The sequence below is a fragment of the Dyella subtropica genome (genome assembly GCF_026283965.1).
GTDB classification, from domain to species: Bacteria; Pseudomonadota; Gammaproteobacteria; order Xanthomonadales; family Rhodanobacteraceae; genus Dyella_D; species Dyella_D subtropica.
Genome location: NZ_JAPDPD010000004.1, coordinates 245418 through 257616, shown reverse-complemented (window position 1 = coordinate 257616; position 12199 = coordinate 245418). Strand labels below are relative to the sequence as shown.

Sequence of the window (12199 nt, the reverse complement as noted above, 5' to 3'; positions counted from 1 at the left end):
CGGTGCGCTGCTCCACCAGGCTCGCACGCACCCGATGCATCGCCTGCAGATCCTGTTGCGCGACACTCTTCACACTCACAAAGCGCATGCTCGGACGACTCATCGCCTCGCAGATCGCTTCGGCATCCTTAGCATCGTTCTTGTTGCTCTTTACATACGGCTTCACGAATTGTGGCGCGATCAGCTTCACGCGATAGCCGCGTGACTGAAGTTCCCGCGCCCAATGGTGGGCGCCACCACACGCCTCCATGCCGATCTCGCAGCCGGGCTCGGCCACCTCCAGTACCGCCTTCAACCACCGCTCGCGCGACAGGCGGCGACGCCATACCGGTTGCTCGTGTCTATCGACCCCGTGGACCTGGAAGACCTGCTTGGCCACGTCAACTCCAAGGCGCGTAAGCTTCATGGGTGGACTCCTCTTCGCCAGCGACTGGTTCTATCGCTTCCAGTCTGGCACTCGATGCCGAAGACGGGGAGGAGTCCATCTCATTGTTTTGGGTCGGAAGCGGACCTTACTCAGAAGCTTTTCAGCCACGCCTCAAAGTACTCGCGTTGCGCAGCGACAGTTGCAGGCTGAACGTTCGGTGCGTACCGCTGTCCTGATGCCAGCCGCGCAGAAACCCCTTCATGGCCGAAGCCAGGTGTGCGTAGCTCGTCTCAAAGGATGAGTCCAGCTGCGACAGGAAGAACTGATCGTCACTGATCATCCGCCGGATGCCGAGCAACGTGTTGCACAACGGAGAGCTGTGCCCTTCGCACTGGATCTCAGGATGCTGCGCGAGTAATTGGCACGACAGTGTCGAGCCCGCACGCGGCAGGCCGGTGACACCAACGAAAGTACACGCTGTCACGTCAGAATCCCTTGCTGAGCTGCACCCACGCTCGCGTGGACGGACGCTTGCCCGCCTGGGCCGGCGTGCTGCCTACCGGTTGTCCCACCTGCACCTGCGCGACCCACTGATCGGGGCCCGCCCAGTTCAGTCCCAAGCCCACGCTGCTCAGCGTGGCATGGTTGCTGCCGGTGTTGCCGGCCCACGGCTGCGGATTGATCCACATGCCGCCCTGGTCGACAAACGCACTACCCTGCCAAGCACCGCCCGGCAAGCTCAAGTCGTGGCGCAATTCCACCGTGGCCAGGTAACCGGAAGCACCCGCCAGCGTGCTCACTTCGTAGCCACGCACGCTCTGCATGCCTCCGAGCAGAAACTGCTCCGAGGAATCCAGGTTGCGATGGCTGTACTGGCCACTGAGCGACGCGTATAGGCGCGTCGTAGCAGTGATCATCTGCAGGCGGCTTACGTTACCGCCCCAGTGCAGCGCGTGGCCCTGGGTCTTGGCCGTTACGGCATCACTGGCCTTCGCCGCCGGGTCGTCAAAATCCAGTTGCCCGCGTGTCACCGACAGTTGCGCCTGCGTCACGCCTCCCCCGCCCCAGTCGTCTCGATGATCGAACGTGCCGCTGGCCGTCCAGTCCCACGAGTGGCGATCATCGTGCACGCCGGTGCTGCCGGTGTCGTCCGCCAGATGGCGATTGTCGACTTCCAGTCGGACACTGACGTTTGTGTCGGGGCTGCGTACGATGGGTTGAAACAACCACGCGCTGGCGTCGGTGGCATGCCCTCGGGCGTGCAGATCCGACAAACCGTCGCCCAGCTGGTAAGACAGTGCTGAGTACCCAAGTCCGAACCGGGTGCCTGCGCCATTGAACGCAAAGTCATAGGCCAGGCGGCCGTAATGCATGTGCCCGTCGGAAACCAGGCCCCCCGCGCTGAGCTGATCGCCGAGGCCTGCCAGATTGTTCACAGCCACGTTGCCACCTAGACGGACACGACCGGTATAGCGATCGCCTCCATCGTCCAGCGTGAGATTGCCGGTCACGGGTGGCAGCGCCTGCGCGTCGACGCTGAGGTTGCTGGTCCCGGGCGCACTGCCGGGGCCTAGCACCGCATGCCCCTGCACGCCTGGCAGATCGTTCAACAACAGCAACTGACGATCCAGGGAATCCTGCGTTACCAGTTGGCCCGATTGCAGCGGACTAAGGGTGGCGTTGAGCAGGCTCGTCTGGACACGGCTGTGGTTGCTCACTTGCACCTGGTCGTAGCGCGCTTCGACGACCTTGAGCTGCACCACGCCATCATTCAGCGCCTGTGCCGGTATGACAGCGCGGGACAACGGATAACCGTGGGCGCGATAGTAGTCAGTGATGCGTTGCGCGAGGACGGTGAGCGTAGCCAGCGTCTGCGTGCGGCCTTCGCCATCGGCGACCAGCGCATGCAATGTAGCTGTATCGAAAACCGTGTTGCCACCAACAACGATCTGCTTCACCTCAAATGGGGTGTTGTCGTTGGCGTGGGCGGTTTCGGGCGTCTGGATCTGTATTCCCGGTTCACGGCGGGGCAACGGTTGCTGTGGCGGCTGCGCCTGTTGCAGCAACTGACCGCTGGTAGGCGGCACCTGCTGCGCGAACGCAGGAGCAGCCAACAGGGCCATGGCGAGGGGCGACAGGCACAACGTGATGGAACGGGTCACTGGCAGGCATCCGAAAGGCGTGGAAGAGAGAGGGTGCGATTCGTTATGGCAGGCGCACGCCGCCACCCACTACGCGGATATCCGGGGTGTAGAGATCTCCCGCGACAGCCGAGGTAGCGGACCGGAGCGGTACCGCGGCCGACGACGACCCGTCTGGCGCGGCCATCGTCGGCACCAGTAAGCCACCCGACGACAGCACGGTGCCACTAGGCGCCGGCCGACCCAGTAGCTGCTGCAGATAGGCCACGCTCGGCAACACCACGCCACCGCCGACCACCACGTTGAACGCCAGTGCATTGGCAGCAGCCTGTACGAAGACATAGTCGCCATCGTTCGCGGCCAGGCCACTGCCGGTCATGGCGTAATGCCCGGCCGGGCTCTGCGGGGTGGCTGGGGTGGTAAAGCTCAGCGAGCCAGTAGTCGCATTGGCCAAGGTGTCGTTCCCCTGGAAACCGGTGACCGTACCTGTCAGCGGCGGAATCGCCTGGCCGGTGTATACCTTCACCGGTGTCGCCACATAGATCAGCGTGGCCGGTGTTATCGAAAGCGTGCCGCTGTCGTAGGTGATGGCGTAGTTATTCGAGGCAAGGCCGCCAGGCGTGAGCGCGTAGTTGCCCACGTTCAAGGCGCCTTGCGAACTGCCGCCATAGCTCAGCGCACCTCCCAGCACGGTGGAGGTCTGCCCATCGACGAAGCCGCTGTAGACCACACCATTGCCGCCGCCGTAGGCGATACCGTCATAAGTCTTGCTGGTGTTGTTCGCCGTCACCAGCAGCCATGTCGGCGTGATGCTTGCCGCGCCGCTCGCATGAGTGGGCAACGTGTAGTTGGACAGGTTCGTGCCGCTGCTGGCAACAAAGTTACCGCTGTCCAATGTCGCCGTGACCGTGTTGGCATTGGCTACGTCGCTGCTGTTATAGGTGCCATTGGCCTGCGTCACCGTCGCGCCCTGCCCGCTGACAAAACCGCTCAGCGTGTAATCGATCGGCATGAGCGTCGCCGAGGTGGTGCCGTCGTACACCTTGCTGATCCGGCCGGTAAGACTGGCCGTCAGTGGCGCCGGTGTAATGGTCGCCGCCACGCTGGCGCTGCCTGACGCCAAGGCGTAATCGCTGACCAACGAACCAACGCTGCCGGTAATGCCGGCAATGCTCAGGCCCGATATCGTGAAGTTAGTGGCGTTGGTCACCTGCGCACTGTTGTAGACCGCGCCGGTGTCGGCCAGGGCAGCGCTGGTATCGCCAGAGACCAGTCCACTGTAGCTGTACGTCGGTGCAAAGCCGGCCGGTGCACTGGTCGTGCCGTCATAGATCTTGGTCACGCCGCTGTTGGTCAGGGTCGGCGTCAGCGTCGCGGGTGTAATCGTCGCGGCAACACTCGCGTTGGTGGATGCCAAGGTGTAATCGCTGACCAACGAACCAACGCCGCCGGTAATACCGGCAATGCTCAGCCCCGATACCGTGACATTGGTGGCGCTGGCCACGTGCGCGCTGTTGTAAGCCACACTGGTGTCGGCCAGGCTGGCGCCGGTATCGCCGGAAACCAGGCCGCTGTAGCTGTACCTTGCGGCAAAGCCCACCGGTACGGCAGTCGTGCCGTCATAGATCTTGGTCACGCCGCTGTTGGTCAAGGTTGGGGTCAGTGTCGCCGGCGTGATGCTCGCCGCCACACGCGCATTATTGGATGCCAAGGCGTAATCGCTGACCTGAGAGAGGTTGCTACCGGCAATGCCGCTGATGCTCAGGCCCGATACCGTAACGTTAGTGGCGCTGGCTACGTGCGCGCTGTTGTAGGCCATCCCGGTGTCGGTCAGGCTGGCGCTGGTGTCGCCGGCAATCAGTCCGCTGTAGCCATATGTCGGGGCAAAGCCGATCGGTGCAGCGGTCGTACCGTTGTAGGTCTTGGTTACGCCGCTGTTGGTCAACGTCGGTGTCAAAGTCGCCGGCGTGATGCTTGCCACCCCTGCTCCAGTGGATGCGGTGGTGCTCACCAAGGCGTAATCGCTTAGCACGGAGTTGTCGGTGCCGTTTCCGGTGATCGATGCCAGCGACAGGCCGCCTTGCATGATCGCCGTTGCCGAGGCGACGTGAGCCGAATTGAACACCGGCGTGGCCGAACTACTCACCGTAGCGCTGTCACCCGACACCAGGCCTGCGATGCCGTACGTCGGGCTGAATCCGCCGGGTGCCGCCGTGGTGCCGTTGTAGGTCTTGGTGACGTTGGTGGTATTGGAAAGCGATATCGTCACCGGCGCTGGCGTGATGGTGGCCGCCACGCTCGCGTTGCTGGACGCCAAGGCGTAATCGCTGACTCGCGAACCGTTGCTGCCGGTTATGCCGCTGATGCTCAAGCCCGAAACCGTAACGTCAGTAGCGCTGGCCACGTGCGCGCTGTCGTAAGCCGTACCGGTGTCGGCCAAGCTGGCGCCGGTATCGCCGGCAATCAGCCCGCTGTAGCTATACGTCGGGGCAAAGCCGCCCGGCGCAGCGGTCGTGCCGTCATAGGTCTTGGTCACGCCGCTATTGGTCAGTGTCGCCGTCAGCGTCGCGGGTGTGATAGTCGCCGCCACATTCGCATTGCTGGATGCCAAGGTGTAATCGCTGGCCAGCGAACCGTTGCTGCCGGTAACGCCGCTGATGCTCAGCCCCGATACGGTGATGCCGGTAGCGTTGGCGACGTGCGCGCTGTTGTAAGCCACACTGGTGTCAGTCAGGCTGGCGCCGGTATCGCCGGAGACCAGGCCGCTGTAGCTGTATGTTGCGGCAAAGCCAGCCGGTGCGGCGGTCGTGCCGTCGTACTTCTTAGTCACGCCGCTGTTGGTCAGCGTCGGCGTCAGCATCGTCGGCGTGATGCTCGCTGCGACATTTACGCTACTGGCCGCCAAGGCGTAATCGCTGGCCTGCGAGCCGTTGCTGCCGGTAATGCCACTGATGCTCAGGCCCGATACGGTCACGTCAGTAGCGCCTACCACGTGCGCGCTGTTGTACGTCGCACTGGTGTCGGTCAGGCTGGCGCTGGTATCGCCGGAAATCAGTCCGCTGTAGCTATACGCCGGTATAAAGCCGATTGGCGCGGCGGTCGTGCCATCGTAGGTCTTGGTCACACCAACGTTGGTCAGGGTCGCCGTCAGTGGTGCCGGCGTGATGGTTCCGGCTACCGGAGCGATGGGTGGTAGCGCCACGCTGTAGTCGGTGCTCTGGCTACCATTCGTGCTGCTGCCGATATCCACCCCGAGGCTGCCGGAGGCACTGATGCTGCTGGCACTCGCGACGTGACGGCTGTTGTAAGCCAACGTGATGCCAGTGGCATCGAGCACGAGGCTATCGCCGCTGAGCGCACCGCTAACGCTACCGCCGCTCAAACTGGTACCGGTCGCCGCCGTGGTGCCGTCGTAGACCTTGGTCAGCGTGCCGCCAATGGTCGGCGCCGTGGCCGTCAACACCAACGGCGAGATGCTTGCTAAGCCCGCGCCGGTGGCGGCGGTGGTGCTCACCAAGGTGTAATCGCTGAGCACGGAGTTGTCGGTGCCGTTGCCGGTGATCGATGCCAGCGACAGGCCGCCTTGCGCGATCGCCGTCGCCGAAGCGACGTGAGCCGAATTGAACACCGGCGTGGCCGAACTACTCACCGTAGCGCTGTCGCCAGACACCAGGCCTGCGATGCTGTACGTCGGGCTGAATCCGCCGGGTGCCGCCGTGGTGCCGTTGTAGGTCTTGGTGACGTTGGTTGTGTTGGAAAGCGATATCGTCACCGGCGCTGGCGTGATGGTGGCCGCCACGCTCGCGTTGCTGGACGCCAAGGCGTAATCGCTGGCCTGCGAGCCGTTGCTGCCGGTAATGCCACTGATGCTCAAGCCCGATACCGTAACGTCAGTAGCGCTGGCCACGTGCGCGCTGTCGTAAGCCGCACCGGTGTCGGCCAAGCTCGCGCCGGTATCGCGGGCAATCAGCCCGCTATAGCTATACGTCGGGGCAAAGCCGCCCGGCGCATTCGTCGTGCCGTCATAGGTCTTGGTCACGCCGCTGTTGGTCAGCGTCGGCGTCAGCGTCGCGGGTGTGATGGTCGCCGCCACACTCGCGTTGGCGGATGCCAAGGTGTAATCGCTGACCTGCGAACCGTTGCTGCCTGTAATGCCGCTGATGCTCAGACCCGATACCGTGATGTCGGTGGCGCTAGCCACGTGCGCGCTGTTGTAAGCCGCGCCGGTGTCAGTCAGGCTGGCGCCGATATCGCCCGTGGCCAAACCACTGTAACTGTACGTCGGGGCAAAACCGACTGGCGCAGCGGTCGTGTCGTTATAGGTTTTTGTCACGCCGCTGTTGGTCAACGTCGGCGTCAGCGTCGCGGGTGTGATGCTCGCCGCCACACTCGCATTGCTGGATGCCAAAGTGTAATCGCTGGCTTGCGAACCGTTGCTGCCGGTAATGCCGCTGATGCTCAGGCCCGATACCGTGATGTCGGTGGCGCTGGCCACATGCGCGCTGTTGTACGCCACGCCGGTGTCACTCAGGCTGGCGCTGGTATCGCCGGAGACCATGCCACTGTAGCTGTACGTCGGCGTAAAGCCGCCTGGCGCATTCGTCGTGCCGTCGTACGTCTTGGTCACTCCGCTGTTGGTCAAGGTCGACGTCAGCGTCGCGGGTGTGATGGTTCCAGCCACCGCAGCGATGGTTGGTGCAGCGAGGCTATAGTCAGTGCTCTGGCTGCCGTTCGTGCTGGAGGTGATATTCACCCCGAGACTGCCGCTGGCATCGACGCTGCTGGCACTTGCGACGTGACTGCTGTTGTAAGCGAGCGTGATGCCGCCGGTAGTGAGCGACAAGCTATCGCCACTGAGGGCCCCACTGACGCTGCCGCCGCTCAAACTGGCACCGGCCGCCGCCGTGGTGCCGTCGTAGACCTTGGTCAGCGTGCCGCCGATAGTCGGTGCCGTGGCCGTCAACACCAACGGCGAGATGCTTGCCACACCCGCGCCGGTGACGGCGGTGGTGCTCGCCAAGGTGTAATCGCCCAGCACGGAGTTGTCAGTGCCGTTACCGGTGACCGATGCCAGCGACAGGCCACCTTGCATGATGGCCGTTGCCGAGGCGACGTGCGCCGCATTGAATACCGGCGTCGCCGAACTACTCGCCGTAGCACTATCACCCGACACCAGGCCCGCGAAGCTGTACGTCGGACTGAAGCCGCCTGGTGCCGCTGTGGTGCCGTCGTAGGTCTTGGTGACGTTGGTGGTATTGGAAAGCGATACCGTCAGCGGTGCTGGCGTGATGGTCGCCGCGACATTCGCATTGCTGGATGCCAAGGTGTAATCGCTGGCCAGCGAACCGTTGCTGCCGGTAATGCTGCCGATGCTCAGCCCCGATAGCGTGAGGTTGGTGGCACCGACCACGTGGGCGCTGTTGTAAGCCGCACCGGTGTTGGACAGGCTGGCGCGGGTATCGCCGGAGATCAAGCCGCTGTAGCTGTACGTCGGCGTAAAACCGCCTGGCGCATTCGTCGTGCCGTCATAGGTCTTGGTCACGCCGCTGTTGGTCAGTGTCGCCGTCAATGTCGCGGGTGTGATGGTCGCCGCCACACTCGCGCTGTTGGGTGCCAAGGTGTAATCGCTGATCAGCGAACCGTTGCTGCCCGTAACGAGGAGGATACGCAAGCCCGATACGGTAATGCGAGAGGCGCTGCCCGCGTGCACGCCATTGTAGGCCACGCCGGTGTTGGTCAGGATGGCGCCGGTGTCGCCAGGGACCAAGCCAAGGTAGCTATACGTCGGGGTAAAGCCGACCGGTGCATTGGTCGTGCCGTTATAGACCTTGGTCACGCCGCTGTTCGTCAGTCTCGGCGTCAGTATGGCGCGTGTGATGGTCGCCGCCACATTCGCACTAGTGGACGCCAAGGTGTAATCGCTCGCCAGCGAGCCGTTGCTGCCGGTAATGCCGCTGATGCTCAGACCCGATACCGTGACGTTGCCAGCGTTGACCACGTGCGCACTGTTGTACCTCGCACTGGTGTCAGTCAGGCTGGCGCTGGTATCGCCGGCAATCAGTCCGCTGTAGCTATACGTCGGGGTAAAACCGACCGGTGCAGCGGTGGTGCCGTTATAGGTTTTGGTCACGCCGCTATTGGTCAATGTCGGCGTCAGTGTCGCCGGATTGATCGTCAGGGTCGCGCTCGACGTGCCGAAGCTCAGATCGTAACTGGTGGAATACGCCGACGAAACATTCTCGCCATAGCTACCGGCGTGCTGCGCGTTCGTCAGCCCCAACGTGATCGCCGAAAGATCCGGCGACGCAAGCGAATAACTCAATACTGCGCTGGCTTGATTGGTGCCGTTATACGTCACCGTCTGATTGCTCGCGCTGATGGTCAGCGGAGTTAGCAGGCTTTCGATCAAGGGTGTGGTGTAGCCGTTGTAGATTCGCCAGGTGGCGCCGCTGCCGCCGCTGGTTGCGGGAGTCCAGGAAAAATTGCTCTGCTGCACAATCTGGGTGTTGTCTAAGCCGGTCATCCCGGTTGCGGCGGCACCGCCAGTCCCGTATTGCTGATTGGTGCTCTGCGTATCCCAATAGCTGGCCGTAGTCGTGCCGCCCGTGACAGACCCAACCAGACCGCCCTGTTGATCGCTTGCATCACCCGTCGACACGCTGCCTGTGGCATAAGTGTCGATGATCGTGCCAGCGCTCATCAAACCTACTAACCCGCCAATCGCATTGTTGTTATTAGTCCCACCGGAGTTCCACGACACATTGCCCGTTGCATAAGCGTTCTGGATTATTCCGGTGTCATAGCCGACCAGCCCGCCGAGATAGTCCGCCGCGGCGCCGCCGCCATAGGAACCGCTCACCGCACCTGTGGCATAGGCATTGCTAACCGTGCCGTTGTTGGTCCCGACGAGACCGCCGAGATAGTCTCCAAATGACAACCCACTAACCGCTCCCTTGGCGTAAGCGTTACTGATAGTGCCGTTGGATTCGTTAGTGCCAACCAATCCGCCGATATTCGCACTATCACCAGAACCGCTAACCGTTCCCGTTGTGAAAACGTTGCTGACGGTGCCTGAGTTATCGCCCACCAGACCGCCGATGCTAATTGGCAGGCTCAAAGCCGTGCCTGAGGCTGCGCCTGAAACGCTCCCCCCCAGCAAGCCAACGTTGCGGATCGTGCCCGAGGATGCCCCAAACAGACCCACATCGGTGAGGGAGGAATTCCCCGTGACAGAAAGGCCGGTGATGGTGTGGCCAAGCCCGTCGAACACACCCGAGAACGCCGTGGTGTTGGTTCCGATCGGTGTGAAACTGCCCGAGAGATTCAGATTTCCCGCAAGCGCATAGAATCCGCTCGTACCCATGCTCTGCAGCGCGACACCGCTGCTGATCAACGTATAACTGTTCCCGTTGATGCTTAGCGCGTTGCTACCACCCGTAAAGTTCACCTGACCAGCGAACCCACTGCCGCCCAGTCCCACGTTGACGCTGGTGCCCACAGCCGGCGTGGTAACGGTCGTACCGTTATAGCCGCCGTAGTTCAATGCGAGACCCGCCGAACCACTTGCGGTCATCATCCTGTTGATATTGATGTTGCTCTGTGCGTCCAGCGTCAGCGTGTTCGAGCCCCAGCTCACCGTGTCATCCACGTTCACGTTGCCGCTACCGCTGGTGCTGCCCGCGCTGGACTGGATAACGACATTACCGCTGCCCAGCTGGGTGCCGAGTGCGGCGCCCGTCATGTCACCACCAGAGGGCGCGATAGTGAAATCATTCGGATCGATCAGCCACGTTCCGGACAGACCCAGAAGAGCCGCCGTCGTGATCTTTGCGGAATTCGCAACGCTGACTTTCGCTGCGCTCGTTTCGATCTGGCCACCGTTTCCGCCGTTGGGCGCGCTGGCATCGAGCGTGCCACCCACACTGACAGTGCCCGCATCCATGCCACCCAGCAGCGTGATGTGACCATGCTGGTTCTGTACGGTCTGCGCCTCGATGGTGCCGGTGTTATTCACCGCACTGGCGAGCAGGCTGTTGCGTGCACCGGCCGTCATCCATACATCGCCGCCATTCGCTTCGATCAGCTGACCGTTCTGAGCAAGCGCGTTGAGCGCACTCTTGTCCACCTGCACGCTCACCAGCTTGTTGCCGCCGAAGTTGAGCGTTACGGCGCTGCCGCCGGCCAGCGCCACGCTGCCTAGCTGGGCGTGAATCGCCCCCTGGTTACTGACCTGATGACCTAGCAGGGCTGCGTAGCCGCCACCGGTGACGTTGATGGTGCCCAGATTGGTCACACTGCCCTTGCCGGTGCCGCCAAAGGTCAGCGAGCCGGTGCCCAACACGCTGTCGTTGACATCCAGCGTCGAGGCGACGAGGCCGCCCACGTTTACCTGTGCGCCCTTCCCAAACAGGATGCCGTTGGGATTGATCAGGAATACCTGACCGTTGGCATTGAGGTGGCCAAAGATCTGGCTGCCGTTGGTATCGGCGATGCGATTGACCGCAATGGCGTTGGCGCCCGGCTGCACGAAATCCACGGTGGACTGGCTGCCGATGTTGAAGGTCTGCCAGTTGAGCGATAGGTTCTGGCTCTGCTGGGTGACGGTGAGCGTGTCGCCACGTTGCGCCAACTGACCGGAGCCACTGGTGACCTGGCCGCCGGTAGGCAGTGCATTGGCCGCCACGGTGGAGGACGTAGTCAGGGCAGGCTTCGCCGTGACCATACCCGGCGACGGTGCCGCGGCGAATGCCAGCAGCGGCAGGCTCAGGGGCAAGCCAGCCAACCACACCGCGCGGCGCGTGCCACCTTCAGCGCTGCGACCACCCTTGGTACGACTGCGGGCGAATTCGGACGCCACTTGCAGCACGCCCAGCCTGCGGTTCCAGACCAACCGAAAGATATGGTTCACCAGATTGCCCCCTGTGTGGTGCTCAGGTCTGAGCGCCAAACTTCACGTCATGTGGTAGTGGGTCGACCGATATCACGCACGCTTCGCACGAGCCGTGTGTCCCCTCAAATGGCGATACCCAAAAACTCAAGGCAGCTTTTGTGCCAACTCTCTCGTTCGCCGCCAGCAACAGCGCGGTGGCACAACGAAATCAACAACGATTCGCGTTGCTGAAAAATTCGACACCTTGGGCCGAGATTGAGCCGGCCGCCATGCCTCCCATTTGTGATTCATATCACAAAATGCTCTTTGACCTCGCCCGTTCGGGTCGTCGCCCACCGCATGGAATTGCGCAGTGGCCAGACCAACGGCTGGCACTTCGTTCTGATCGGCATGATCCGCCTGAGCGGCGTGGCCCATGGCGATCCACGCCCACCAGTATGTCGTCGGCATCGATCGCAATTTTTTGTGCCCACAGCCCTCCCCTGCGACCTGACTGCGGAGCCGGCGGCCGAAGATCCGTATATGGACTCCTCCCCTTTGCCAAGCATCCCCTAGCTCTGGCGTCCGTGTCGGCTGCACACGTATATCCGGCCTCTAGACGCTGCACCGCCTAAGCAGTGCCGGGCCACGATGAGCTAGTCGCGCGTCGGCTCCCAATCGCTTTGGCGTGCTTTGAGCACACGGACCTTTCAGGGTTTTGCCGACGCCAGTCCGACCAGTGCGTCACTAGCCCTTACTCCGCGACCAGGCCGCGGATCTAAAGGCGCCTGCCCCGCTTTGCGTCTGGGCATGCGCTATGCT

4 protein-coding genes are annotated in these 12199 nt (G+C 62.6%); all 4 read right to left on the bottom strand.

The features are described 5' to 3' along the window. On the bottom strand, positions 1 to 406 hold a 406-nt coding region (locus tag OUZ45_RS05340; RefSeq protein WP_266168901.1), incomplete at its 3' end, for an IS110 family RNA-guided transposase. Positions 407 to 527: 121 nt separating this feature from the next. Then, entirely contained in the window at positions 528 to 851 is a 324-nt protein-coding gene (locus OUZ45_RS05335; RefSeq protein WP_266168900.1) for a sulfotransferase, read from the bottom strand. A 1-nt stretch (position 852) separates the two neighbouring features. Next, positions 853 to 2529, bottom strand: a complete 1677-nt coding sequence (locus OUZ45_RS05330; protein WP_266168899.1) for a ShlB/FhaC/HecB family hemolysin secretion/activation protein — start codon at positions 2527 to 2529, stop codon at positions 853 to 855. 43 nt (positions 2530 to 2572) lie between these two features. Next, positions 2573 to 11416 (bottom strand): YDG domain-containing protein, encoded by an 8844-nt coding sequence (locus OUZ45_RS05325; RefSeq protein ID WP_266168898.1) that lies wholly within the window; start codon positions 11414 to 11416, stop codon positions 2573 to 2575. Positions 11417 to 12199: the final 783 nt, after the last annotated feature.